Origin of the sequence: Pseudomonas frigoris, from assembly GCF_047758635.1 — a bacterium.
Lineage (GTDB): Bacteria > Pseudomonadota > Gammaproteobacteria > Pseudomonadales > Pseudomonadaceae > Aquipseudomonas > Aquipseudomonas frigoris.
The window spans coordinates 3,840,814-3,867,465 of record NZ_CP180479.1 but is presented as its reverse complement, the minus strand read 5'-3'; the positions used below and the strand labels follow the sequence as shown (position 1 = coordinate 3,867,465).

Genomic DNA, 26,652 nt, shown 5'->3' with positions numbered 1-26,652 from the left:
CCTCCGGCCTAATCCAAACAGGCACTCTGTGCGCTATCGCTCAGAGCCCCTGTTACAACAGTCGTTAAGAAGTTGATGTGACGTGCCCCTCATTAACCACCGTAGATTTCGGGAAAGTCGCCACGATACGATGTTCGATCCCATCGTCCAGCAGTCCTAGCGTCGCATCGGTGAGTAGCGTGCCATCCAGGCTGAGTGTGCGTGTTGCGTCTTCGTTTTGGCGCACCTCTATGTGGTAGAGGGTTGCACCGAACCAGTAATGGAGAGTGAAACCCGGCCAATCGGCTGGCAGCACCGGTTCAATGCGCAGCGAGTTGGCGCAGCGTGTCAATCCCAGCAGTGATTCGACGATCAGGCGATACATCCAGCCAGCGGAGCCGGTGTACCAGGTCCAGCCGCCGCGTCCTGTGTGGGGTGCAACCCCGTAGACGTCGGCGGCCATCACGTAAGGCTCAACCTTGTACGTTTCTATTTGTGCAGCGCTGCGACGGCTGACGGGATTGATCATACGCAGCAGCTCCCATGCCTTGTCGCTGTCGCCAAGACGGGCGAAGGCCATACTTGCCCAAACGGCAGCGTGAGTGTATTGGCCTCCATTCTCGCGTACGCCGGGTACGTAGCCTTTGATGTAACCGGGATCCAGTGCACCCTTGTCGAACGGCGGATCCAGTAACAACACCACACCGGTATCGCGCCGGACCAAGTGCAGATCCAGTGAGTCCATGGCCGTTCTGCGCCGTACCTGCGACGCGGCCCCGGAGAGCACCGACCAGCTTTGCGCTATGGAGTCGATACGACATTCCTCGTTACTCGCAGAGCCCAATACCTGGCCGTCGTCGAAGTAAGCGCGGCGGTACCAGGCGCCATCCCAACCCTGATCTTCCAGGCTCACACGTAAAGTCGCCGCCAGCTCAGTACAACGCTGGGCGAAGACCCTGTCACCTTCCAGCTGCGCAGTACGGGAGAATTGCAGCAGCACCTCGTAGCCGAAGAAGCCAAGCCATACGCTCTCACCAAGGCCTTGCTCTCCGACCCGATTCATACCGTCATTCCAGTCTCCGCACCCCATCAACGGCAGCCCATGGGAACCGCGCTTGAGGCCATGCTCAATGGCGCGAACGCAATGTTGGTAGAGGCTTTCCTGGAGTTGCGAAGTGCCGGGCAGATCGTAGTAGGACTCTTCGCCAGCATTGAGTGCGCGTCCCTCGATATAACCCACCACTTCGCTCAGTACGCTTCGATCACCAGTGATGTACACGTAGCGGCTGGTTGCCAGGGGCAACCAAAGAAAGTCGTCGGAACAGCCTGTTCGGACACCCCGACTTTGCGGTGGATGCCACCAGTGTTGTACGTCGCCTTCGGGGTACTGATGCGCGGCGCAGAGCAGCAGGTGGCGGCGCGCGGCAGCCGGGTCGGCATGGATCATTGCCATGCTGTCCTGCAATTGATCACGAAAGCCAATGGCTCCGCCGGATTGGTAATAACCGCTACGCGCGCAGAAGCGGCACGCGATGACCTGATACATCAGCCAGCCGTTGACCAGCACATCGATGGCTGGATCGGGAGTCTGAATTTGTATGGCCCCCAAGGTCGTGCGCCAATGTATACGCACAGCGTCCAGTTCACCCGCCGCGGCCTTGGCGCCGCGGTATTTCTGCACCAGGCGAGTGGCTGATTTGGCGTCTTGTTCGGCGCCGAGGCGGAACACCACTTCCTGGCTTTCGCCGTCCGCCAGCTCCAGTGCGACCTGCATTGCCGCGCAGGGATCGAAGCCACCACCGCAACGTCCAGACAGCCGGGCACGAGTCAGTGCTGCCGGAGTTTGCAGGTTTGCGTTGCGACCAATAAATTCGGCACGATCACCGCTAAAACTGCGCCCCGTCGAATCCGTGTCGAGAAAGGCGACGCGCCCGGAGAACTCGATCGAAAAGGCGTTGCGCGCGAACAGTGCGCCACTGAATGGGTCCACCTCCGTGACCACATGCATGGCCGACTTGCTGCGCAAATCCCCCAGTACCCACTCCACATAGCACGTTGCCGACAAACGCCGCGGCCGGCCGCTGGTATTGCGAATTTTCAGGCGCGAGAATTTGATCGGTGCATCCAGCGCCACATAGACCCACAACTCGGTTTGGATGCCGTCCTCTTCATACTCGAATACGCTGTAGCCGAAACCATGGCGAGTACGGTAAAGGCCACTACCTGGGCAGGGTTGTGGGGTCGGCGACCAGAAGTGGCCGGTATCTTCGTCGCGCAGGTACAACGCCTCTCCGCTGGGGTCAGAGATCGGGTCGTTATGCCAAGGGGTGAGACGATATTCGTGAGCATTCTCGCTCCAGGTGTAAGCACCGCCACTTTCGGAAATCACCGTGCCGAATTGCGCATTGGCCAGCACATTGACCCAAGGCGCTGGTGTGGGTTGGCCTGGGCGCAGGATCACTACGTATTCGTTACCGTCCGGGCTGAAGCCACCGTAGGGATTGTTCAATATCAAGGCAGCGTCGGTTTGTGTGGCACCGACCACAGGTGGTTGCTCCACTCGCACAAGACTCGGTTCGAGCCTGGGGAGCAGAGGGTCCGCGCGGCGCCGATGGACCTGATCGGCCAGGCTGCCGTGGCTGTCATTGAGTACCAGGCGGGCCACTGATAGCATCAGTGTCCGGTCCTCGCCCGACAACTGTTGTGCCTGCCGCACAAAAATCCCGCCAGGACGGTCGACCAGGCTCGCTTCACTGCCCGAGGTCACCAGTCCCATAATCAGGTCATGCAGTTGCTGGCGATAGCCGGCCTGATCCTCGTTCCAGATCACCAGATCTACCGACAGGCCCTTCTGACGCCAATAGGCATGAGCTTTGACCATCTGCTGCACAAACTCGATGTTAGCCAGATCGTTGATCTGCAGCAGCACGATGGGCAAGTCGCCCGATATCGCCTGGCCCCAGAGGCTGGACTGGTTACGCCGGTTGGCCACCAGCACGCTGCTCTCGGCCCGTAATGCAGCGCTGGCGTAGATGATCGACGCGGCCATCTGCTCGAACAGACGTGCGTCGCTCAGTGAAGCGTTGAGCTGGCGCAGCAGCACCTGGCTATGGGTCCAGGCCAAGTCAAAGACGCGATCGGCCAGATGACGGTCGCGGTACTTGTCGATCAGGTGCAGGCAGTTGTCACGGCTGTCGGCAAGGCCGGTCACCAAGTCGATGGTCGCCGTCTGACCGGGGTCCAGGGTGATGCGACAACGTATCGATACAATCGGATCAAGTACCGGGCCGGCGGTTCCTGATAATTGTTCGACCTCATCGTCCATTGCCGCCGGGGCCACGACACTGCGCCCACGACCGATAAAGCGCGCACGGTCGGTCTCGTAGGAGATCGCATCGACATCTACACCGTGCGCTGCCAGCAAATGACACATCCAGGGCACTGTTTCCTGGCTGGAGCGCGGCCGACGGGTGCAGATGATTGCCTGCAGCGGGCGCAACAGCTCGGTCTGCACGAACAGATTGCTGAAGGCCGGGTGCATCGCATCGCTGATGGCCGAAGCCAGCACTACCTCGGCGTAGCTGGTGAGTTCAATACTGCGGCGCGTTCGCGCGCGGTTGGTGATGTGCAAGCGGCGCAACTCGATGTCGTCTTCCGGTGATACGACGATTTCGGTATGGGTGTCGAAGTCTTGCTCACGTACACGGAATTCGGCACGGGCATCAGTGAAGATGGCTTCGTAGCTTTCCGGATGGCGCAATGTCGGTTGGTGCGCGGCGGACCAGAATGTGCCGCTTGCAACATCGCGCAGGTAGCAGAACATACCCCAGTTGTCGCAGGTGAAGTCTTCATGCCAGCGGGTAACAGCAATTTCGTTGCTGCGGCTGTAACCTGCGCCTGCACTGCTGACCATCACATGGTAGCGGCCGTTGGAGAGCAACTGCACCGCAGGGCGTTTGCGGTCAGGGTCGGCAAAGACCCGCAGCTTGGTTTCACGTACTCGTGATGCATGGTCCACAACCGGCGCGTTCGAGGCATGCAGGTACTGTGCGGCGGTCTTCGGCACACGCTCCTGCAACAGCAGGGCGGTCGCCTGGAATTGCGGGTCGGATTCGAAACGTCGCTGCATTGGCCGGTCGAGTAGCAGGCAAGTCAGCGCCAGCAGGCTCATGCCCTGATGGTGTGCCATGAAGGAATAGACGACTGCGCAACGCTGTCCGCGTTGCAAGCGCGCCTCTGTAAAGTCCACGGCTTCATACAGACCGTAGCGCCCGGCCAGGCCCAGCGCGGCAAGTCGCTGCAGGTTCCGGCACGAGGCCTCGGGGGCCACCATCAGCGCCAGGGCGCTGGCATAGGGGGCGACAACGGTGTCTTCGCCAAGGCCTCGCTTGAGACCCAGGCCTGGTACACCGAATGCGCGATATTGGTAGTTGAAATGAGCATCCTGAATGTTGTAACCCGACTCGGAAACCCCCCAGGGAATGCCCAAGTGATTGCCGTACTCGATCTGCAAGGCGACCGCTGCGCGGCAGGTCTGGTCGAGCAGGGTACCTTCATAGTTGGGCATTACCAGCATGGGCATCAGGTACTCGAACATCGAGCCTGTCCATGACAGCAGCACGGGTATGCCGCCGCTGCTGGTGAGCAGCCTTCCAAGGCTAAACCAGCCTTCTTGAGGTAACTGGCCTTGAGCGATAACCACATAGTTGGTCAGTCGCGCCTCCGAGGCCAGCAAGTCGTAATAACCCGTATCCAGCTTGTGCTCGCTGGCGTTATAGCCAATGGCGAAAAGATCGCGCTGGGAATCATAGAGAAAGGTGAAGTCCATGTTCGCCATGGTGTCGACCAGATTGGCCAGGCGGGTGACCGAGGCAATGCGCTGTACAGCCAGGCGCTGCACGGACGTCACTTGAGCCTGCTGAGCCGGCAACCAGCGAGCGACATCGAGTTGCGCCAACTGGCGCCAGCTGAGTGCCAACGGCTCGGCCTTGTCAATGGCGGGCGGCAGCCTGAAGCTCAGCAGTTCGGCCTGCAGATCCTGACATTGTGCACGCAGCGCCTCGAGCCAGAAGGCGGCCTCGCCGACCGTCGCCAAGTCGCTGAGGGCAGTGGGTGCACTCATGCGCTCCAGCAAGGTCAGGAGGGTCTCGGAGGCGTCGTCAGGGCTCGAAACAACCCGGGCCTGCGCCACGAGCGCTTCGTCTTGCAGGGTTCGTACGTCGTGGTCGTCCAGCCCCGCGGCGAGGAGGGTGTCTTGCAGCACATCCAGGGTGTCGATAAGTCCGTTGACCACCCGTAGATCAAACAGGGGCGCATCAATCAGGTCCAACAGCCCAGGGCGCAAGGTCAGTAGCAGTCCTGCCAGATTCCCGCTATCTACCGTCGATACGTAGAGCGGTGGCAAGGGCTTGAGCGTCAAGGTGTCATACCAGTTGTAGAAGTGCCGACGGTAGCTCTCCAGGCCGGCCATGCTGGACAAGGACTGATCGAGGCGCTCGAGCAACCGTCCACTACTCAGGTAGCCAAAGTCGTGCGCGGCCAGGTGGGACAGCAGCGCCATACCCATATTGGTCGGCGATGTACGGTGTGCAATGGCTGGGTGGGGCTGCTCCTGGATGTTGTCAGGGGGTAACCAATTGTCGGCCGGACCGACGTATTGATCGAAGAATGCCCAGGTTTTTCGCGCCAGACATCGCAGGAAGCGCAGCTCCTGCGCTGAAGGATTGAATTTCGCCCGGGGGGAAGGCCGGCTGAGCCACCAAGCGACGGCCGGGCTCGTCAGCCACAGCACCAAAAATGGTCCGGCCAAGGCGAGCACATTCGGAGTGGGTAGTAACAGTACAAAAAGGACCGTCGTCAGCAATGGGGCTATCCACATTGTGCGGTACAGCTCAGATAGCTTGTTGCTGTCGCTGCGTTCCACTTCCCGTGAAGGGTTCCACTGCAACAGACGACGCTTGCTGATCAGCATGCGCCACAGCGTACGGCCGATTGCATCCAGGCTGTATAAGGCTTCGAACGGCAGCCAAACCAAAGGAAGGATCGCCCGCGTAAAGTGTTGGCTGGAGGTGCCCAGGGCCGCTGTCAAATGCTGCTCGATCGGAACGTCGACGGTTTTGTGCATGAGCTCCTGCAAGGCGCTCGACAGCGGTTGGATCAGTACCAGGATAAGCACCGCGAAGGTCCACGAACGCGGCTCCATTGCTCCAAGCCAGCCCCACAGCAACATTGTCAGGAAAGCGGTCGGCTCCAGACTACGCCGGAGATTGTCAAAAATTTTCCACCGAGCCACGGCGCAAAGGCGATTGCGTTCCAACCCTCCACCTGCCTTGGGCGTCCAGGGCATGACCCATGGCAGCAATTGCCAGTCCCCGCGAATCCAGCGATGCCGGCGCTTGACGTCGGTGCTGTAACGGGAGGGGTATTCTTCGAACAGTTGCACGTCGCTGAGTAATCCCGAGCGGGCATAACAACCCTCGATCAGGTCATGGCTAAGGATGCGGTTTTCCGGGAAACATCCTTCCAGGGCGTGCTCGAAAGCATCCACGGCGTAGATCCCTTTGCCAATGAATGAACCGAGCTGGAAAAGATCCTGATAGACGTCCGAAACAGCGCGGGTGTAGGGATCGACGCCTGCATCGCTCCCGAACAGCCGGGCATAGGAAGAGCGTGCAGTACTCGGCAGACTGATACCCACTCGCGGTTGCAAAATCGCATAACCGCTGCTGATATGGCCCTGATGCGGATCGAACACGGGGTGGTTTAGCGGGTGCTCCATCGCGCCGATGCATTGCTGTGCAACATCACGCGGTAGTTGGGTATCAGTGTCGAGGGTGATCACGTAACGAACGGGAGTCAGTGTCTGGATATCGCCAACGATCAGTGAAAAGTACTCCTGACCACGGCCTCGCAGCAGGGCATTGAGCTCGGCGAGCTTGCCGCGTTTGCGCTCATAGCCCATCCAGGTCTGCTCTGCCTCGTTCCAGCGTCGTGGTCGGTGCAACAGGAAAAATCGGTCGTTGTCTGGGGCGGGGTATTTCTGATTTAACGCTTCTATCAGCCGCCGTGCCAGCAACAGCAGACTCGCATCCTGCTCCAGCTCCTGGGTGGGGGCATCCATGAAATCGGTGAGCAGGGCGAAGTGCAAATTGGCATCCCGATTGGCCAGGAAGCGTACTTCCAGGCCTTCGACCAACTCTTCGACATCTACGCAATGGGCTATCAGCGCGGGAATGACCACCAACGTGCGCGCTTGCACCGGGATACCCTGGCTGTAGTCCAGTCGGGGAAGAATGCAGGGGGGCATGGTGAGAGTGATCAGCCAATTGACCAGCCCGATGGCCAGGCGGCTGGACATCAGCAGCGTGGGTATCGCGAGCAATACCAGCAGGTATCCAGACCTTGCGTCGCGATAAACGGCCTCAAGGAAAGGCCAAGCGAACAATGTTGACAGGATCAGCACCAGACCCAGGTAGAAGGTCAGCGGTGCGTGAAGCAGCAGGCGTGCCCATTGCTCGCCCAAGGGCACCCGAGCGGCGATTCGATGCTCGAGCTCATTGAGTCCAGGGCCCACCAGGTAGTAACCCACATGTCCGGCCACGTCGCCCTCGGGCGGTGGTCTTACCCGCGCATCGGCCAGAGCGATGGCCGCTCGCGCGACGTTTTCTTCAGTCTGGTCACAGTTCTTCGCCATGCGTTCGACCACATGCCGATAGTGATCGCGGGTGGCGAAATCCATCCGCGCATAGATCCCTGCCGGGTCTGTGCGCAACACGTGCTCGACGTGGCTCAGATGCTCGACGAACTCCCGCCAGTCGGTGGCCGACAGCAGACGCAAGCTGGCGATGCTGTTGCCGATGGACACCTGATCGGCGGCTTGCTGCTGGGCATCCACCTGCACCAGTCGCTCGATATTGAGTCCTGACTCGCTGAGCATCTGCTCGATCCAGGCCAATGGCAGTATCAGCGCGGCACTTTGCCCTTGTAGCCGTCGCGCCAATTCAGCGACGAATGATGAGGTCATCGGTGGCCCCGAGCGCGCCATGTCAGCCACTGTCAGGACCACGCTTTTGGCATCGCGTTCGGCGGTTTCGATCAAGTGATCGGCCCAGTCATTGGCCAGGTTGCGGTCATCCCAGTTAGCCATGACGCGCGAGGCTACTCGCCTCAGATTCTCGATCAGAGCCAGGCGCAGCATGATCGGAATCGCCCACAACTCGCCGAGAGTCAGTGGTGTGATCGTCTGATAGAACACTACAAAACGGCTCAAACTCTCCTCATCGACCCTGCCGTCGCCATGTGAAATGGTCTCCAGAGCGATGTCGTAGACCCGTGGCAATCCGGCCGACGGGCCATCGGCCAATTGCGGCAACTCACGGCTGTAGCCTCGGGGTAGGTGAGACTTGGTGGTGCGGATTTGCTCTTCGACCAGGTAATAGTTGTCCAGCAACCATTCCGCTGCCGGTGTTGCACGCCGGGCGGACAACGGTGCAGCAGTGAGCGCCTTGCAGCTACTGGCTAGCGTCGCCTCGTTGTCGGCTAGGCGCGCCAGCAGAGAGTCTTTCGCCGTGCGGCCACTAATATGGTGCTGTTGAGCCAGTAGAGTTCCATGGCTGGCCATCTGTTCGGCGCTGAACAACTCCGAGCGAAGCAGTGGTTCGTACTCGAATTTCCTACGTGATTCGCTCCACTGGCGATAGTAAATGGCAGGCAGACGCCAGAACTGGAAGAGTACATTGGTCCAATGACTGTCCATGTTTCCTTGCATGACACTCTCTCGACGAATGGCGTGATGAGGGTGGCAGTGCTCCCGACGCTGCTCTTGACCTGATAGCTGTGTCACGAGCACCTTGCATCACACAACGATGGCAGGCTTCGAGTCTGCCAAAGGAGGCTGGCCAAAGTCTGTATGCTAACGAGCATAGCTGCGTCCACGGTTGGCCGGAAGGTGATGTCACCTGGTTTGCGACATAACTGAAGTTAGCGTCACACCGTCGCAGTGCAAGGCTTGACCTTTTCTTCTGAGCTCAATCGAGAGGGCGCCAGAGTCGTTCCATCCGAACGGGAACAGGCCGAGGGCACAAGCGACGCGGTTTTAGATCACCTCAAATAATCAAGGTAGTCCCAGTGCCAGATTCTCTTGCAGAGGATCCAGGAGGTCGGGCATTCAGTGAACCTCCCGGTCTTCGGGGTCCAATTGCGCGTTTGATCCACACGCAAGCCTCGGCCATTCCCTCGCGCAGATCCTCAGCATCGTCTTCGGACGTTTCGGCAGCACTTTCGAGTTGACGAACTTTTTCGCGTGGCTCGTTCAGCTCCGCGCTCGGGTCGATGCATTGCGCCGTCAGGCGTCGGGTGGCTTGTTTGCCGACTTGGTTATCGTAGCGTCGAAAGCAGAGCTGCCCGATCTGAACGCAGCGAAGCGAGTGAAGGCGCATTACCTGGTCACTCTGGCGCTTCAGTCGTACAAGGCCCAGGTGAGTGGTGCAACCTGTTTGGCAGGTGAGTCGCGCGGAAAAATAATACAACGCGGCATAAATATATTGATATGACAGGGATTTATGCGTGCTTTTTCCATGGTGTGCAATTCACGCATCACGCACACGAATATCTGAACCCGGCCAGTGCGTCGGGTTTTTCATTTGCGCCGCTCGTCTACTCGAATGCACGCTGCCTAGGCGCCAACTTCAAATCTGTACGGCCCGGAAAATCTGGACCTCTGTTGTGAGGTGCGTATGTCTACCGATTTGAGTTTCCAAGACAAGACGGTGCAAGGTACTGTCCCTTCCAATCCTGAGCCAGGTACAGATGAGCCGACGCTGGATCCTAAAGATCGCGGCAAATTCGATCCTCTGGAACGCCCGGACAATGTAAAGGAGGAGCGTCCAGAGGATTGGAAGGCTCCAGCTGACAGGGATCTGCCAGAGGCGGATGAAGAAACGCCACTATCTGACGACAGGCGATAAGAATCAGAGCCCGACCATTGAGTCGGGCTTTTTGTGTGCGCCCAGCATGGGCGCAATCTTGTGGGTGAAAGTTCCGCCGTAAGCTGACCACAGCGAACGAAGTGAAGCGCAACTGCATGAGGGTGACCGAATGTGGGGAGGAAGCGTGAATCGAAGCCATGAGCCGATGTACAAGAACCGGATAAAAGGCGCGGCCGATCAGGGCGAGCGGGCACAAAACCGCGAAGCTCTTGTGGTCAAGGGTCAGGCTGTGTAAATCCGGCGGTTGTGTGGCGAAGGATTGCGTTCTTACCTGGGGAGATCTCGCCTTGTGCCTGAAAGGGCGACGGTGCCAGCCGGAGCGAGAAGTCAGCAGAGGCCGTAGTAGTCTTTTTTTTGACGAAGGGCCGAACGAGAGAGAGCGTTATAGGCCATGTTGATGCGAAAGACCGGAAGTCAGATGCCTGCCAAACGCGGGGCGGATGGAGACTGCGAGCGGTGAAGCCGTGAGAAGTCCCGTCAGCGACGAGGTCAATCGCCCGCAAGATGAATCCGACAACGCAGGGCAAGGGCTGCTGGATCGGGCCTTTGCGAGAGAAACCTGAAACGGGCGTGGAAGCGAGTCAAGGCCAACAAGGGGGCAGCGGGAGTCGATGGTCTGGACATTGAACAGACCGCCGAGCATCTACTGAGCCAGTTAGTGAATGATCAACGCTGATGTGGGAGATCCAGTTCAATTCGCGGATTGGGATGGGTGGTAAGCCGCAGCTTCACATATTTGATCAGGATGAGCCGCCTTGCCGAGAATTTTGACTTCCCAGATAAGTGACACCGCACTCAGCGAGCATAATGCCAGGATGTTCGGGTCGCCAAAGGAGCGCTTGGATTTTTACCGAAGGGAGATTCAGTACGAGACGATCCCGAGACCGGCATACATGTCCAGACCGAATCCCACCGGGCCTTCGGTGTAACCCGATTCGGCCTTGAGAATGAAGCCTTGCGCCCACTCCTCGATCTTCGATTGAGCCGGAGCGTTTGAATCCCGAAGGTCATGGTTGTAGTAAAAATTGCGCATCAGCACTGTGGCTTTATCCATTTCGGCCATTCGAGCTATGACTGTCACGTAGTCTGGTTAGCCCGAAACCGGATGGCAGGCAAAAAAACTGCAGAGCTTATTTGAGTCCGGGAGGCAGCTCGAGACATATCTTGGAGCCAACACTTCCAGGCATCGTCGATGCAATCAGCGCCGATCCAGCCACACCGTTTGTGCGTTACAGAATTCGCGCACCCCGAAATGCGACAGCTCTCGGCCAAAACTGCTTTTCTTCACGCCGCCGAAGGTGACGCGAGGGTCGGTTTCAGTACCGAGCAGCAGTATTACTCTCAATCGCCTCTGCCGCTGTCAGCGTATTTCTCATCAAACAAGCAACGGTCATTGGACCCACGCCGCCCGGGACTGGAGTCATGGCCGCTGCGACGTCCTTCGCAGAGTTGAAATCTACGTCACCCACCAGCACCGATACTCCGTTCTTTTCGATTCTGTTGATACCTACGTCGATGACCACTGCGCCTGGCTTTATCGCGCTTGCACCGATAAATTCAGCCCGGCCAATCGCCACCACCAGGATGTCAGCCTGACGACATTCGGCGATTAGATCTCGCGTGCGCGAGTGAACAATTGTGACGGTGCAGTTTTCCTGCAGAAGCAAATTCGCCATTGGCTTGCCGACGATGTTCGACCTACCGACAATCACCGCTGGTACGCAGCGAGGCTTTCACGGTGGCCGATGCTGACTACCGTTATGTTGGTGGCTGATAATGCTTGATACAGGTGACGTTCTGCGTTCTCGTCCAGTCCAGAGGTGGCTTCGTCGAGGAACAGCAACGTTGGATATATCAACCAATAGCTGCGAGTCCCCGACGATGATGGCGGGATTTGGCTTTCATCGCGCGTCAGGCGGATACGGGGTCCCTCGACCAACGGCTAATAGCGTTCGGCGGCATCGGCGCTGATCAGGTTCAGGTCCAGCGGTGCGAAGTGACTGCGACGGGCGCAGTTTTCATTTTCCGAGATGCCCACTAAGGCCTTGAATGTCAGCAGCAGGGCTTTGGCTTCGGTCAACGTGCGCTTCATGCATCTGCCGAGGTACGCTTTAGAATAGGGTTTCAGTGCTTATTTGTTTTCAGTGATACCGAGACACATAACCCGCTTTTTTGATTCTCGTCCGAGAAGCTCAATCGTATCTGTGCCCCCGTGCGATCGGCTATCGCCTGAACAATGGACAACCCCAATCCGGACCCAGCCTCATCGGTCCCCAGGCTGCGATAAAACGGATCAAACACCCGCGCTCGCTCCTCAATCGTGATCCCTGGCCCCGAGTCCTTGATCTGCAGCAGCGCCGCGCCGTTATCCATGACCACTGAAAGATCAATCCGGCCACCCTGCGGTGTATAGCGAATCGCGTTGTCCACCAGGTTTTTGACCAGCGTCATCAAATCCATCTCATTGATCAGCACCCGCACGTCCTGTTCACCCTCAACACCGATGTCCAGGCGTTTGAGGTCGGCCAGCGGCAGCAGATCTTCCAGCACCCGTCGATAGACGTCATGCACCGAAACCGGCGACGTCGGCTCCCGGGTGTCGGATTGCACCTTGGCCAGGGTCAGCAGTTGATCAATCAGGTTTCTACCGCGCTCGATGCCTCGGCGCAGTGGCACCAGGCGCTCGTGGGCCACGGCCGACATCTCCGCGGCGGCCAGGCGTTCGGCTTGCAAGGAGAGGGCCGTCAGCGGCGAGCGAAGTTCGTGGGCCGCATCGGCGACGAAGCGGCGCTGGGTTTCCATGGCGTTCGCCACGCGTGCGAGCAAGCGATTGATCGCCACCACGAAAGGCCGGATTTCGGTGGGTAGATGGCTTTCGTCAATCGGGTGCAGTTCCTGTTCGGCGCGCTGATCGATTTCCGACGACAGTGTGGCGATGGGCCGAAACAGCTTGCGCACCAGGTCGCTGACCACCAGCAACAGCACCGGAAATAAAATCAGAAACGGCAGCAGGCTGCGCCAGGCACTTTCGCGGGCGTCCTTGTTACGGGCACCGGTTTCCTGGGCAACGGCAATGCGTTCGCCACGGGCGGTGGTCCGGACCAGCACCCGAAACGCTTCGCCGCCGACATTCACTGTGGACAAGCCATCGGCCAGCGTCGTCGGGAAGGGCAGTGGTGTGACGTCATCATCGGTTCCGGAGGCGCTGCTGCCATCGGCCAGGTACTGAATCATCAGCCTGGATTCCTCATCGTCGCCGGCAATGCCTTTGCCCTCGGGATACTTGAGCGTCATGTGTTGCCGGTCAAACAGCACGGCGACCTGGCGCAACGTGGCGTCCTGCATCTCGTGGGCTTCATCGAATGCGGAAATGAACGCAAAGATCCCGGCCACCAGCGCGACAATCAGGATCGCCAGCGACAGGGTGACGGACAGCCTGAGTTGTACTGATTCACTCAAGCGTTTTTTGAAACCATCCATCCCACACCCCTGACGTTCTTGATGACTTGGCTGCCCAACTTGCGCCGCAGTGCATGGATCAAAAACTCCACGGCGTTGCTTTCCACTTCATTGCCCCAGCCATAGAGCCGGTCTTCGAGTTCGCTGCGCGAGAGGATCGCCCCCGGCCGAATCAACAGCGCTTGTAGCAGGGCGAACTCGCGGGCCGAGAGCTGGACGCCGGGATGCTCCGCGGTCGAGGCTTCTTTGGAGACGAGATCCAGCGACACCACGCCGTTGTCGAGCACGGACAGCGCGCTGCCGCCCTTGCGCCTTAAAACCGCGCGCATCCGCGCCAGCAACTCGGCCATCTCGAACGGTTTGAGCAGGTAATCGTCGGCGCCACCATCGAGGCCGCGCAGTCGATCATCGAGGCTGTCCCGAGCGGTGATGATCAGCAACGGCACGGGGTTGTTGTTGGCGCGAATCCGGGTCAGCACGTCGAGGCCGTCCTTACCGGGCAGGCCGAGGTCGAGCAGCACCAGGTCGTAGTGTTGAGTTTCCAGGGCCGCCAGGGCGGTGAGCCCGTTCTTCACCCAATCGGCGGCGTAACTGGCGTCGTTCAGCGCACCGTGGATTGCATCGCCAATCATCGGGTCGTCTTCGACCAACAGTATCCGCATGTCCCGCTCCGGTAAAAAAAAGGCGCGAGGGTCATGACCCTAGCGCCTGTATTGAAGCATCTGTGTGCGTTTACTGCTTTGCTTTCATCGAATCGAAAGCCTTCAACAATTCAACCATCATCGCCTTGCAGTCGCTCTGCTGCGGCTTGTTGGCGCGCAAGGCGTCGAGCGCGCGGTCGATGGCTTTGTCCACCACGTGCCAATCGCTCGCGGCGCGGGGCTTGATGCCGGCTTCTGCCGAGTCCCAGGAGGTTTCCAGGTCCTTGATTCGGGCTTTGGCGGCGGGCAGGTCGTTTTTGTCGACCAGGCCGACGACGTCGGCGGCGATGTTGCGAAACTCGGACAAGTCGCCCAGTTTCGAGGCCGAGTTCTGAGTCATCTCGACTGCCGAGGTCGTACCCGCCTTGGGTTTGTCGGCGGGTTTCGAGCAACCGGTGGCGATGCTCAGCATGAAAATAGCCGAGACGATGCAAACGTGACGAATGAGGTTTTGAACGCGGTACATAGTGATTCCTTAATGCCTTTTTGAATGAGTTATTGAGTGATGGCTTTACGATTGCCGACGCTTATTTGCGCCACGGTAACCAGAATGACGATGACGCAGAGGAACAGTGCGCTGGTCCAGGTGGCGCCCATGCCGAGGCCGCCATAGGTTTTGGCCTGGGTCAGCAAGTCGCCGAGGGACGCGCCGAACGGGCGGGTCAGGATGTAGGCGATCCAGAAGGTCAGCACCACGTTGCCGCCCAAGTGCCAGGCCACCAGGGTGGCGGCGATCAACACGCCGAAAATCATGGCGCCCACGGTGAAGCCCAGGCCCAGCGCTTCGGTGGCCAGATCGCCCGCTGCCGTGCCAAGGGCAAACGTGCAGAGCACGGTCGCCCAATAGAACAGCTCGCGCCGGAGCGTGACGATCTCGCGGATCGACAAGTTGTGTTCCATCCGATACCAGACCAGAAAGTTGATCGCCAGCAACACGGAAAACACCGCCGTGCTGGTGTACAGGCTGACGTCGAGCATGTCGGTCAGAATGTCGGTGATCTGCGTCCCGACGATGCTCACCAGCACCACGGTCAGCCAGTAGATCCAGGGTGTGTAGGCCTTGGTGCGCAGTTGGTAGAACAATGCGATCGCCAGCAGCGCGGCCATGCCGATACTGGTCCAGCCGGCACCGAAGCCGGCATCGACGGCGAGAAAGTCCGCGCCGGTTTCGCCCACGGTCGTGGACATGATCTTGATCACCCAGAACGACAGCGTGACCTCGGGGACTTTGTTGAGCCAGCCGGCTACGGTCGGATTCATGTGGATTGTCTCTCCTGAGCAAGTGCTTTAAGTGCGTACAGGAGAGGCTACGGGCCGAAACTTAGCTGAGACTGAGGGCGGGAAAATCGCCGAACTGGATTCTCTGATCGCCCGCGGCCCGGCATCCTGCTCAGGGCCGTCGACCATCCTCGGGAAAAACTAGCCGGGTTGATGTACAGAGATCGACTGCCCCAAAATTTCTTCATAAGTGGCTTCGGCAAACACGCTGCGCTTGGTCAGCACAGCACCGTCAAGCAGCGCTACCGCAATGCTGTAGCGCAGGCTCATTTGCGCGGTAATCGGTTCGACAGGTTTCTGGATCGGAAAACCGCGCTGCGTTAACATCTGCCGCTATTTTGAGGATGTCAGGAACGGTTGCAGTAAAGGCAATAGCTGTGGCGTGCAGGACAAAAATCACTTCGTTGCTGTAAGCGGGGAGTGCTCGACGCAGCATGCTCGGTATCAGCACGTGAATGAACAGTTGGCTGCGGGTCATGCCCAAGGCCAGTGCCGCTTCTATCTCGGCCAGTAACCGATGCTCAGCCAGTCGAAACCCGCCCACCAACGCGAAAGCCACTAGCATGTAGAGCAGTGCGGCAATGCCGTAGGCTTGAAACGTTTTGAAAGGTTTGCGCACGCGCGTATCGGGGCCGGTGATGTGTGGGACCTGGTCGGCAAGACGGATGTCAGGATGAACGACTCCTATGATCAGAAGCCGCACACGCCTTATACCACTCACCTCGCAATCACCTTCAACGATGGCAGCCAGGTAGAGCAAATGGTCGAAACGCCGACCGGCGGCGAAGGCCGTCCGCTCAGCGACAGGCGATTGCCGCCAAGTTCAACACGCTCACAGAGGGAATTGCCGCAAAGGACCGGATGGACAAGCTACAGGCATTCCTGCTGAACATCGACAAGCAGGAGAAGGCAAACGACCTCTTTGACCTGTTGGAAGCGGAGGTATCGAATGCGCTTGCCTGATCTTTACAACATGCCCAGAGCCTGGGCGGCTGCATTAGTGGCCGACGCAGTTTCCTGACTGGGTGCGGCGGGTACGGCACTGTCTCTAAGGTCGCTGCTCACACTCCGCTCAAACTGTAAACGCAGACAGAAAGGCTGCCATGGGAACTCAACCCTCCGCTGCCACCAAAGGCCCAACCCACATGGTGGACGTGCGCTGCCGCTTTCGGTCCAATGATGGCGCCGCGCTGGTATCGGCCGCCATCGAAGGGCAGGGGTTGTGCTTGCTTCTGTTGACTTGCTCCACGATACGCTGACTTGCGGCCTCTTCGTCTGATTGGCTATGAGCAGAACCCAATAGCTTGCCTTGAAATTTCTTCTTTTTTTGCTCTTTAAACACCCCAATAGCGAGTCCAGAATTGAGTCCATTCCTGCTTCAGGAATAAAATAAACCCCTTAGATTTCAACGGGTCGGACACCAGATTTGAGTCTCGTTTCCCGCTCCAAGATTCACAAAAAACGCCACTCAATGAGTGCAATGCTGTTCACTTAAGAAAAGTTTGGGATGGGATGGGGTACATATCCATTTCTGCGGTAGCGGCTGCTGGCGGTTTCGCTTTTACAGCCAGCCCTTTCAAGGTCTTTTGACTTTCGCGGCTTTGAGCACCCGATCCGTCGACACGTGGGCATTCACTGCCTTACCCTCCAGCCACTCTTTGGACTTGAGCACCTTCGGACCTCGTTTGCTTTTGGCGACCGCTTTGGGCTGGACGTTTCGGGCTAGCGTCAGCAGGTACTGAGCCAGCCCTCCTGCGGGGATGGGGAGGGATAAGTGCTCTGGCGGCAAGGCTATTTGCATACCCTCATAACCGCTGCGAACCTGTACCGTCAGGTGAAAGATCGACGCTTCCCAGCCCTCGGGTTGGGTCTGGCAATGAGCCTGTTCGACACTGCGTTTAAGCACGGACAAAACGTTGTAAGCCAACACGGCGGACGCGAACCCCAGCAGGGCGGCTTTGGGGTTGCCCAAGGTTTCGATTTCACTGTCCAGCACCGATTCCAGACGCTGGAACATCCCTTCAATACTCCAGCGACGTCGGTACAAATCGGCGATCTGCTCTGCGCTGATGGTGTCGGGCAAGTTGCTCCAGAAGGACAGCGTGGTGTCGCCGGATTCGGTGGGGTTTTGCAGGTTCAGTTCGACACGCCGCCACTGGCGTCCGCCTTTTACTTCGATGGTTTGCTCGCGCACGCTGCCGGTTGCGACCGGGACAGGCTCCTGCCAGTCGCTTTCTTTAAGCAGGCGTGGATGCTTGCTTTGTTCGCGAATGATGAATGAAGCGCCGGCATCTTCGCAGGCCTCCATGACCGGGAGCGTGCAGTAGAGCCGATCAGCCATCCATAGCTGGCCCGCCGTGGCCTTTTCCAGCAACGGCAGCACGCTGACGCGCTCGCTGGCATAGGCATCTTCACAGGGCTGAAGGTCGACGACTTGGTCGAGATCAGGGTCGTAAACCACGACCGAAAAACCAGGGCGGGCGGCACCTCGTTCGCGGCGCAAAGCGCCCAGACGTTTTTCGCTGGAAGGCAGATGGTTGCCGTCGACGACGCGTAATTGCCAGCCAGGCAAAATGGCCGAGCAACCCAATTCTTGAATCGTCGGAGCCAGGCGCTGCGCGCTACCAGTTACCAACGCGCGCAACAGCGCAGGTTCGGTTCGGCTGACCTTGTCATAAAGCGCCGCCAGGCTGACGGGAAGATCCTCCATCTGCCGCGCGGCGGCGTGTAGGGAGGGCCGCAAACCCAGAGAAACAAGGGACATCAGCTCAATAATGGTCGAAAACAAAAGCTCGCGCGGGTACTGGCGCTGACGATGTTCTTCGAACACCTGATCAACCCACTCTGCCGCAACGGCCTGCTCCAAAACCAATTTGGCCATGACACTGGCCGGTGCTTTTTTCTCGAACCGCGCTAAAACTTCTGCCCACATCGTCTCGCCGTCCTGACTGGAGTTTTGAGGATTTTATCAAAGACCTTGAAAGGGCTGGCCGTAAGGGCGGAACCCTAGGCCGCCGTGACCGCAGAAACGGATATGTACCCCAACCTTAAGTGAACAGCATTGCACTCAATGAGTGGCGTTTTTTTGTGCGTGACATTTACGTTCAGCGTTGAAAAGAGAGGCTTCCGCCTCTTTTTTCGTTCCAGCGAGTTCTGCTGAAAACCATCATCAGCCACGCTTTTTTGTACATTAAAACGTACATCGAAATCCTGGCTTGAAGCGTCAGTAATGCGTTGCTCATTGATCGGGCGTTCACAGAAGCGAATTCGCTACACTGAGAAGCTAAATTATTGGGGCGTTGTTAGTCGCCGGCGCCGCGTGTACAAGCGGCATTGTCATCACTATCGGCATCTGCCCATGCATGCTTGGAACGGAATTTCGTCTCAGCATGCATGACCAGTAGGGCGGCAGAGTCAGCGCGTTGTCACAGCTGTAGCCAGACCTGAATACTCCTGCATTGCGTCCTCCAACGTCCCCCGAAAATACTCCTGCGACGCCCGGTCACAGAGGGTGTGTAAACTCGCCTGCTGCACGGTGCCGGAATTGATGACGATCACGTTGATGCGTGCCGCCGACGTCTGGGCCACCGCCCCCGGGCCGAACACCTGCGGGTTCAGATCAACCCCGCAGAGCTTGGCCAATACTTCGCTCAGATGATCCCCCGTCAGCTGAAAACAGGCATGGCTGTCCTGACGAGGCAGCAGATAGTTGGCTTGATGATCGAGTTCCCAGCGGGCCTCTTCATCTGCCATTCGTTGGCCCTGATCCTCGGGACTGCCCAGCAGCAGGTATTCGGTCTGCGACAGCCGCGCCACCTGACTGCCATCGGCTTGAATCACCGCACGGTTGGGCGCATCTGGCAGCACGAAGCCGCGGCTGCGCAGGTACTCGGCAGTGTGGGCGCCGCGGAAACCGACCCGTGGCAGGTCGGTCAGGTCCACCAGGCAGCACCCCGGAAACGGCGCCTGGGCTTGCCGGGCGATGCTGTGTTGTTCTCTCAGACTGGTCATGACTCAAAGCTCCTGGCGTTGGTTGTCGGGATCGAAGAAGGGCAACTGCACCACCTCGGCCTGGACCACGATGCCGCCTTCGACGCGGATCGGAATCCGCTGCCCTGGCGTGCTCTGGTCGATGCCGGCGTAGGCCAGGCCGATGATCTTGCCCAGGGAGGCGGAATACTCGCAGGAGGTGACGTTGCCGCTGATGTCCGGGCCGTTAAGCACCAGATGACCTTCCAACGGTTGCAGGCTGCCTTTGGGCAGGCTGAAACCCACCAGTTTACGTTTCAGTGGCTGGGCTTCGAGGATGTCCACCGAGCGTCGGCCGACGAAGAACGGCTTGGTGCGGCTGACCGCCCAGCCCATGTCGATTTCCGCCGGGTGGGTCATGCCGTCGGTGTCCTGACTGATGATTACGTGACCTTTTTCAAGACGCAGCAGGCGCTGAGTTTCGACGCCGAACGGGCGAATGTCATGGGTCTTGCCGGCGTCCAGCAGCGCATCCCAAAGCTTGAGACCGTGGCGTGCAGGAACGTGGATTTCGTACCCCAGTTCGCCGACAAAACCGACCCGCAACAAGCGCGCTTTGATCCCCGCGACTGTGCCCTGACGCACGCCCAGATAAGGGAAGCCTTCGGCGCTCAGGTCGAGGTCGGTGCAGACCTGTTCCAGCACCTTGCGCGAGTCCGGCCCGGCAAGGTTCACCGCGCAAATGGCCGCGGTGACGTTGGCGACGTCCACGTCCAGGCGCCATTGCGCGTTCCACTTAAGCATTTGCTGATAGATCCGGTCGACACCGCTGGTGGTGGCAGTGACGTAGAAATGGTTCTCGGCAAACCGCGCACAGACACCGTCGTCGATTGCCACGCCGTGCTCATTGGTCATCAGCGCATAACGGGAGCGGCCGATCGGCTGCTTGAGAAAGGCGAACGTGTACATCCGATTGAGCAGTTCGGCCGCGTCCGGGCCGCGCACATCAAGGCCACCGAGGGTCGAGACATCGATGATGCCGACCTTGTTGCGCACGTGCAGGGCTTCGGCCTGCATGCAGGCTTCGCGATCCTTCGCTTCGCCGTAGTAGGCCGGGCGTTGCCAGATGCCCGAAGGCATCATCTTCGCGCCAGCTTGCAGGTGACGAGCGTGCATCGGCGTTTGCCGGTACGGGTCGAACGCGCGACCGGCGACATGCGCCAGCTTTTCCGCAACAAACGGCGGTCGCGCCGTGGTCACACCGGTTTCACTGATATTGCGTTGGGTGGCCCAGGCCACCAACCGCGCGGTCGGCAACGCCGAGTGACGACCCTGAGACGGTCCCATGCCGACGGTGGAGTAGCGCTTGACCAGTTGTACGTCGCGATAGCCGATCCGAGTGGCGTTGACGATGTCGGCCACTTGCAGATCCTCGTCGAAGTCGACGAAGTCCTTGCCTTTGGGGTGCGGGAAGATTGGCCAATTAAAGTTGACCCGCGCCTCGCCGCTCAATGGCTCGCGTTGCGTACCCACTGTCAGGCCCAGCGCGAGGGCGGCTTCGGCACCGGCATTCACGCCATCGGCAATCACGTTGTCGAGCTGGTGACGACCGTTGACCGAGCCGGCGACATTTAGATTTTTTGGCAGGCCGCTGAGCGTGAACTCGGCACGCTGATCGTCGTAGGCCAGTTTGCCGCCGGCCTGGCACAGCAGTTGATAGACCGGCATGTAACCAGCGGACATGCACAGTAAATCGCACTCCAGGCATTGCCCGCTCTCGGCGACCTGGCCTTGTGCGGTGATTTTGCGCACGTCGACGCCATTGATATGGCGCATGCCTTTCTCGTGCAGGGCTTCATAGACGGTGCTGTTGCCCTGGCGGTAGATCTTGCGTTGCGCCAGTGCGCGCAGCAGGGATTCGTCCGAAGGACCATGGCGCAGGTCCACCACAGCGACGACCTCCACGCCTTGGTCATGCAGATCCAGCGCGGCGAGGTAACCGTCATCGTTGCCCGTCAGCACCACGGCGCGTTTACCCGGTTTGACCGCGTACAGCTTCATCAGCCGTTGCGCAGCGCTGGTCAGCATCACACCCGGCAGGTCGTTGTTGCGAAAGATCACCGGCTGATCGAAGGAGCCGCTGCACACCAGGCACTGGCGGGCACGTACCTTGTACATGCGTTTACCCTGAATCACCGGCAGGTAGTTGTCGGTGAACCAGGCGTTGCAAGTGGCTTCGGTCAGGATCTGGATATTGGCGTGTTGCTCTACCGCCGCGAGCAGTTTTTGGCGCAGGGTTTCAGCCCTGTCGCCTTCGATATCGAAGCGGGCATAGGTTAGCGAACCGCCGAGAACAGGTTGTTGCTCGATGAGCAACACCTTAGCCCCCGCGTTGGCTGCCATCAGCGCCGCATGGAGTCCGGCGGGACCCGCGCCGATTACCGCGACGTCGGTAAACAAGTACGCCTTGTCGTAGTACTCGGGCTGGAATTTCAGGTCGAGCACGCCGAGGCCGGCCTTCTTGCGAATGATCGGCTCCCAGACTTTCCACATGCCCTTGGGCTTGTAGAACGAACGGTAGTAGAAGCCCACCGGCATGAATTTGGAGAACTTGCCGAGGTAAGCGTCCTTGTCGTTGTCCAGCGAGCCGTTGACGTTCTGCGCCGTCACCTGCAACCCGGCGGACAACGCGTGCGCGTCGGCCAGCACGTTCGGTTCTTCGGGCAGTTGCACCAGGCTGTTGGCGTCCTGGCCTGCCATGGTCAGCGGGCCGCGGGGGCGATGGTATTTGAACGAACGGGAGATCAGGAAACGCCCGTTGGCCAACAGGGCGCTGGCGACGCTGTCGCCTTGCAGGCCTTGATAGCGGTGGCCGTCGAAACTGAAATCCAGCGGCTGATCACGGTCGATCAGCAAGCCCATGGGGGCGGGTAGGCGATTCATCCTGCGATCTCCTTGGCGGCGGCGTTGAATTCGACACGGGTGCTGAAGAGCTCTTTGGGATCGAAGGTCCGCAGGATTTCATCGGTGACGGTGTGCCGCTCCGCCAGAAACCAGTAACTGGACGGTGTGTGCATCCACCATTCGCGCACCACACCGGCGAGGTTGTCAGTGTTGAACACGTAGTCGGCCCATTCGGCATCGCTGCAACTGACCGGGTCAGGCATCGGCTTGAATTCGCCGCCATAAGTGAACTCGCTGATATTGCGCGGCCCGTTGAGCGGGCAATTCATGATTTTCATAGTCCGCTCTCCGTCAGTGACTGGCCGCCGTGGCGCCCATTTCGTTGACTTGCTGGAAGGTTGAGAAGCGCTCAAGGCTGAAGGGCTTGATCAGCTCCGGCACCTTGCCGCCGCTGGCCACCAACTCGGCCATGGTCTTGCCGCAGATCGGCGTGGCCTTGAAACCCCAGGTGCCCCAGCCGGCGTCGAGGTAGTAATTCTTCACCGGCGACAGGCCCATGATCGGACTGTAATCCGGGGTCATATCGGTGATCCCGGCCCATTGGCGCATCAGCTTGGCATTGGCCAAAAACGGGAACATCTCGATGGCGTGGGCCAGCAAGCTTTCCTTCAAATCGAGCGTGGAACGAGTATTGAACAATGGATAAGGATCGGAGCCGCCGCCGAACACCACCTCGCCACGACTGGTTTGCTGCACGTAGCAGTGCAGGGCGGAGGAACTCACCAGCGGATCCAGAAACGGTTTGAATGGCTGGGTGACCATCGCTTGCAGCGGGAAGGTCTGGATCGGCGAACGGATCCCTGCCTTGGCCATCAGCAACGAACTGTGCCCGGCAATCGCCTGCACCGCGCAACCGCATTTGATGGTGCCGCGATTGGTTTTTACGGCAGTGATGGCGCCGTTCTCGATGATCAGGTCCTGGACTTCGGTGAGCTGATGGATTTCCACGCCGCGCTTGGCGGCTTGTTTGGCGTAACCCCAGGCCACCGCGTCATGGCGCGCGGTGGCGCCGTCGATGTGCCACAGACCGGCGATCACCGGCAAGTGGCCGGGATCGAGGTTGAGGCTGGGCACCAGTTCGCGGATCTGCTGCCGGTCGATCATCTCGGTACGGCCGCCAAAATGTTTGTTGACCTCGGCTCGCTGACGGAACGAACGCACCGTGGCATCGGTGTGGGCCAGGGTCAGTTGGCCGCGCTCGGAGTACATGATGTTGAAATCGAATTCGTTGGACAGCGACTGGAACATCCGCACCGACTCGGCATAAAAACGCACGCCTTCGCTGGTCAGGTAGTTGGAACGGATCACCGCGGTGTTGCGCGCGGTATTGCCGCCGCCCAGATAGGACTTTTCCAGCACCGCGATGTTGGTGATGCCGTGGTACTTGGCCAGGTAGTAAGCGGTAGCCAGTCCGTGGCCGCCGGCGCCGATGATCACTACGTCATAGCTCGACTTGAGTTCCTTCGGTGGCGGCAAATCCACTTCCACCGGGTACTCCGAACTCAGCCCGTATTTCAATAGATTGAATGGCATAGGGCCTCCGATTGGCTGCGTTGAGCCTGGTGCTGCGCAAGGGCTGCGGTCACGGTGTTCTTCATCAGAAAGGCGATGGTCATCGGCCCGACACCACCCGGTACCGGGGTGATCGCTGCGACGTGGGGCAGGGCGCTGTCGAAGTCGACATCGCCCACCAGACGGCTGCGGCCATCGTCTTCGATGCGGTTGATGCCGACGTCGATCACCACTGCGCCAGGCTTGAGCCAACTGGCGTCGATCAGCTTTGGGCGACCCACGGCGGCGATGACGATGTCTGCCTGCCGGCACAGAGTCTTCGGATCCGGGCTGCGCGAATGCAGGACGGTCACCGAGCAGTCGGCCTGCAGCAACAACGCTGCCATGGGTTTGCCGACGATGTTCGAGCGGCCGATCACCACTGCGTGCTTGCCGCGCAGATCGCCGCAGGTTTGTTCCAGCAAATACAGGCAGCCGCTGGGAGTGCAGGGCGCGAGTACCGTGCGACCCTGGCTGAGACCGCCGACGTTCTGACTGTGGAACCCGTCTACATCCTTGTCCGGAGCGATAGCCTCCAGTGCGCGTAATTCATCGATATGCGAAGGCAGCGGCAGCTGCAGAAGAATGCCGTGGATCGAGCGATCTGCATTCAATCGGGCGATCAGAATGAGTAACTGTTCAGTGCTGGTGTCTGTGGACAGCCGATGTTCCTGCGAGCGGATGCCCACCTCTTCGGCGCGCAGGATCTTGTTTCGCACGTAGACCTGGCTGGCCGGGTCGCTGCCCACCAGAATCACCGCCAGTGCCGGTTGAATGTCTTGCTCGCGCAGGCGCTCCACGTCCTTGCGGACCAGTACCAGCACGCGGGCAGCGGTGGCTTTTCCGTCGATCAGCTTGTGCATGTTCACCGGAAGATCACCGTTCTGTCCTGGTTGAGGAAAACCCGGTGCTCCAGGTGGTACTTGACCGCCTTGGACAGGGCCACGGTTTCGGTGTCACGGCCGGTGGCGACCAGGTCATCGGGCAGGTAGACGTGATCGACGCGCTGCACTTCCTGCTCGATGATCGGTCCCTCGTCGAGGTCGCTGGTGACGTAATGGGCCGTGGCGCCAATCAGTTTCACCCCGCGTTGGTAGGCCTGGTGATACGGTTTGGCGCCCTTGAAGCCGGGCAGGAACGAATGGTGAATGTTGATCGCCCGGCCCGAGAGTTGCTTGCACAGATCATCGGAGAGAATTTGCATATAGCGCGCCAGCACCACCAGTTCAGTGCTGGTGTCGTCGACTATTTTCATCAGCTCGGCTTCCTGCCGGGCTTTGGTGTCCTTGGTCACGGGCAGATAGATGAAGCGAATGCCCTCGCGTTCGGCCATGGGCCGCAAGTCGAGGTGGTTGGAGACGATGGCGGTGATGGTCATGTCCATCTCTCCCTTGTGATAGCGGTAGAGCAGGTCAGTCAGGCAGTGGTCGAACTTGCTGACCATCAGCAGCACGCGCATCGGCTCGCGGGTGTCGTGCAATTCCCAGGACATGTCGAAGGCTTGAGCTACGTCGGTGAAGCCGTCCTTGATTTGCTGGATGTCGCCCAGGTGGCCGTCGTTGAAGCGGAACACCGCGCGCATGAAAAACCGGCCGCTGAAGTCGTCGTCGAATTGCGCCATCTCCCCGATGTAGCAACTGTTGTCCGCCAGATAAGTGGTGACGGCAGCGACGATGCCGGACACCGCGGGACAGGTGATCTTGATGATGAAATGGTTTTTTTCGTGTTGCATGACACGTCCTCGGGATGATGGCGGCAGCTCATCGCATAGCGAAAAAAATCATCAGCGGACAGCAGGCTCATCCATGAGCGCGTTTTCTTGTGGGGAATAAATTATTCCTGTTGGTGGCTTTATAGGGGAATGGTCGCGCCGCGTCCAGAGCTTTCAAGAAAGTTTTTTAACTGACAGGAAAATACGTGAGGCCGACCGTGGGTCGACCTCAAGGCAGGGCAGAGCGGGGGAAGAGGGGGGCGTTACTCTTTGTCGCTGCCGTAATTCATGATCGACAACAGGCGGATCGGCACGTGCACCAGCTGCTCCGGACCGTGAGGGATTTCACCTTCAAACGTCAGGCTGTCACCCGCTTCCATGCGGTACAGCTGATTGCCGTGGCGATAGATCAGTTCACCCTCAAGAAGGTGGAGGAATTCAGTGCCGGGGTGGGAGAAGGTCGGAAACTCTTCACTGGCGTCATCCATGCTGACCATGTAGGCCTCGAAGCTCTTCTTCGGCCCGCGAGTGTGGTTGAGCAGATGGTAGGTATGGCCTTTCTCGGTGCCGCGGCGCACCACTTCCATGCCCTGATCGGCCTTGACCAATAGCGCACTGCCGTCTTGCTGGTCGTATTCGCTGAACAACTTGGACAGTGGCAGGCCGAGTACGTCGCACAGACGGCTCAGGGTATCGAGGCTGGTGGACACCTGGGCGTTTTCGATCTTGCTCAACATGCCCTGACTGATATCGGCAATCTTGGCCACGTCAGACAATTTCAGATCCTGAGCCTGGCGCTGGCGCTTGATCTGCATTCCCAGATATTGCTCAAGCTTGAGGCGCGGGGCGGTTTCGGTCGACATAGTCATCAGATCCTGCACACTTTCCGTTCAGTAATATTAGTTTCGCACTGAGAAAGTGCAAATCGCGGCGTTCGGCTCGCATTCATCGAGCAGTATTCCCACAGGGAAAAGAATATTCCCATATATACAGCACAAAAGCGCCTGTCACGGCGTTTCGACGTTTCACTCGCGAAGCTGGCAAGGGCCTTGCA

At 59.1% G+C, this 26,652-nt stretch carries 16 protein-coding genes and 2 pseudogenes; 1 reads left to right on the top strand and 17 read right to left on the bottom strand.

Annotated elements, in window-relative coordinates; all coding sequences use genetic code 11:
- Nucleotides 1–64: 64 nt before the first annotated feature.
- Nucleotides 65–8,734: a GH36-type glycosyl hydrolase domain-containing protein gene (locus ACMXYH_RS17725; protein ID WP_415767719.1), complete on the bottom strand. Its 8,670-nt coding sequence runs from the start codon at nucleotides 8,732–8,734 to the stop codon at nucleotides 65–67.
- Between the two features lie 979 nt (nucleotides 8,735–9,713).
- Here ACMXYH_RS17725 and ACMXYH_RS17720 point away from each other — a divergent pair.
- Entirely contained in the window at nucleotides 9,714–9,944 is a 231-nt protein-coding gene (locus ACMXYH_RS17720) for a hypothetical protein (RefSeq protein ID WP_129443771.1), read from the top strand.
- Between the two features lie 895 nt (nucleotides 9,945–10,839).
- Here ACMXYH_RS17720 and ACMXYH_RS17715 read toward each other — a convergent pair.
- The 16 genes and pseudogenes from ACMXYH_RS17715 to ACMXYH_RS17640 all read right to left on the bottom strand — a co-directional run.
- Nucleotides 10,840–11,013: pseudogene (locus tag ACMXYH_RS17715) on the bottom strand (OprD family outer membrane porin); the annotation flags it as partial.
- A 268-nt stretch (nucleotides 11,014–11,281) separates the two neighbouring features.
- Nucleotides 11,282–11,680 (bottom strand): annotated as a pseudogene (locus ACMXYH_RS17710) (bifunctional methylenetetrahydrofolate dehydrogenase/methenyltetrahydrofolate cyclohydrolase); the annotation flags it as partial.
- Nucleotides 11,681–11,907: 227 nt separating this feature from the next.
- On the bottom strand, nucleotides 11,908–12,057 hold the full coding sequence (locus ACMXYH_RS17705) for a hypothetical protein (protein ID WP_178082677.1): 150 nt from the start codon (nucleotides 12,055–12,057) through the stop codon (nucleotides 11,908–11,910).
- A gap of 32 nt (nucleotides 12,058–12,089) precedes the next feature.
- Nucleotides 12,090–13,445, bottom strand: a complete 1,356-nt coding sequence (locus ACMXYH_RS17700) for an ATP-binding protein (protein ID WP_129443775.1) — start codon at nucleotides 13,443–13,445, stop codon at nucleotides 12,090–12,092.
- The gene (locus ACMXYH_RS17695) at nucleotides 13,421–14,086 is read right to left on the bottom strand and encodes a response regulator (RefSeq protein ID WP_129443777.1); all 666 of its coding nucleotides are present in this window, start codon (nucleotides 14,084–14,086) and stop codon (nucleotides 13,421–13,423) included. Before ACMXYH_RS17695 ends, ACMXYH_RS17700 begins: the two co-directional genes overlap by 25 nt.
- 70 nt (nucleotides 14,087–14,156) lie before the next feature.
- On the bottom strand, nucleotides 14,157–14,591 hold the full coding sequence (locus ACMXYH_RS17690; protein ID WP_129443779.1) for a hypothetical protein: 435 nt from the start codon (nucleotides 14,589–14,591) through the stop codon (nucleotides 14,157–14,159).
- A 29-nt stretch (nucleotides 14,592–14,620) separates the two neighbouring features.
- Nucleotides 14,621–15,385: a COG4705 family protein gene (locus ACMXYH_RS17685; protein WP_129443781.1), complete on the bottom strand. Its 765-nt coding sequence runs from the start codon at nucleotides 15,383–15,385 to the stop codon at nucleotides 14,621–14,623.
- A 250-nt stretch (nucleotides 15,386–15,635) separates the two neighbouring features.
- Nucleotides 15,636–16,106 carry a hypothetical protein gene (locus ACMXYH_RS17680; RefSeq protein WP_415764329.1) on the bottom strand — a complete coding sequence of 157 codons (471 nt, stop codon included), beginning with the start codon at nucleotides 16,104–16,106 and terminating at the stop codon, nucleotides 15,636–15,638.
- 873 nt (nucleotides 16,107–16,979) lie between these two features.
- The gene (locus ACMXYH_RS17675) at nucleotides 16,980–18,284 is read right to left on the bottom strand and encodes an IS4 family transposase (RefSeq protein WP_415764263.1); all 1,305 of its coding nucleotides are present in this window, start codon (nucleotides 18,282–18,284) and stop codon (nucleotides 16,980–16,982) included.
- A gap of 533 nt (nucleotides 18,285–18,817) precedes the next feature.
- A complete protein-coding gene (locus ACMXYH_RS17670) occupies nucleotides 18,818–19,414 on the bottom strand; it encodes a sarcosine oxidase subunit gamma (protein ID WP_415764328.1) in 597 nt (198 codons plus the stop codon).
- Nucleotides 19,415–19,417: 3 nt separating this feature from the next.
- Nucleotides 19,418–22,315, bottom strand: coding sequence for a 2Fe-2S iron-sulfur cluster-binding protein (locus ACMXYH_RS17665; RefSeq protein ID WP_415764327.1), 2,898 nt, complete (start codon nucleotides 22,313–22,315; stop codon nucleotides 19,418–19,420).
- On the bottom strand, nucleotides 22,312–22,614 hold the full coding sequence (locus tag ACMXYH_RS17660) for a sarcosine oxidase subunit delta (RefSeq protein WP_415764326.1): 303 nt from the start codon (nucleotides 22,612–22,614) through the stop codon (nucleotides 22,312–22,314). Before ACMXYH_RS17660 ends, ACMXYH_RS17665 begins: the two co-directional genes overlap by 4 nt.
- 13 nt (nucleotides 22,615–22,627) lie before the next feature.
- Nucleotides 22,628–23,869: an FAD-dependent oxidoreductase gene (locus ACMXYH_RS17655; RefSeq protein ID WP_415764325.1), complete on the bottom strand. Its 1,242-nt coding sequence runs from the start codon at nucleotides 23,867–23,869 to the stop codon at nucleotides 22,628–22,630.
- Complete coding sequence (folD, locus tag ACMXYH_RS17650; protein WP_415764324.1) at nucleotides 23,851–24,756, bottom strand: bifunctional methylenetetrahydrofolate dehydrogenase/methenyltetrahydrofolate cyclohydrolase FolD; 906 nt, start codon at nucleotides 24,754–24,756, stop codon at nucleotides 23,851–23,853. Before folD ends, ACMXYH_RS17655 begins: the two co-directional genes overlap by 19 nt.
- Nucleotides 24,753–25,619, bottom strand: coding sequence for a formyltetrahydrofolate deformylase (gene purU / locus ACMXYH_RS17645; RefSeq protein ID WP_415764323.1), 867 nt, complete (start codon nucleotides 25,617–25,619; stop codon nucleotides 24,753–24,755). Before purU ends, folD begins: the two co-directional genes overlap by 4 nt.
- Before the next feature lie 242 nt (nucleotides 25,620–25,861).
- Nucleotides 25,862–26,461, bottom strand: a complete 600-nt coding sequence (locus ACMXYH_RS17640) for a helix-turn-helix domain-containing protein (protein WP_415764322.1) — start codon at nucleotides 26,459–26,461, stop codon at nucleotides 25,862–25,864.
- Between the last annotated feature and the right edge of the window lie 191 nt (nucleotides 26,462–26,652).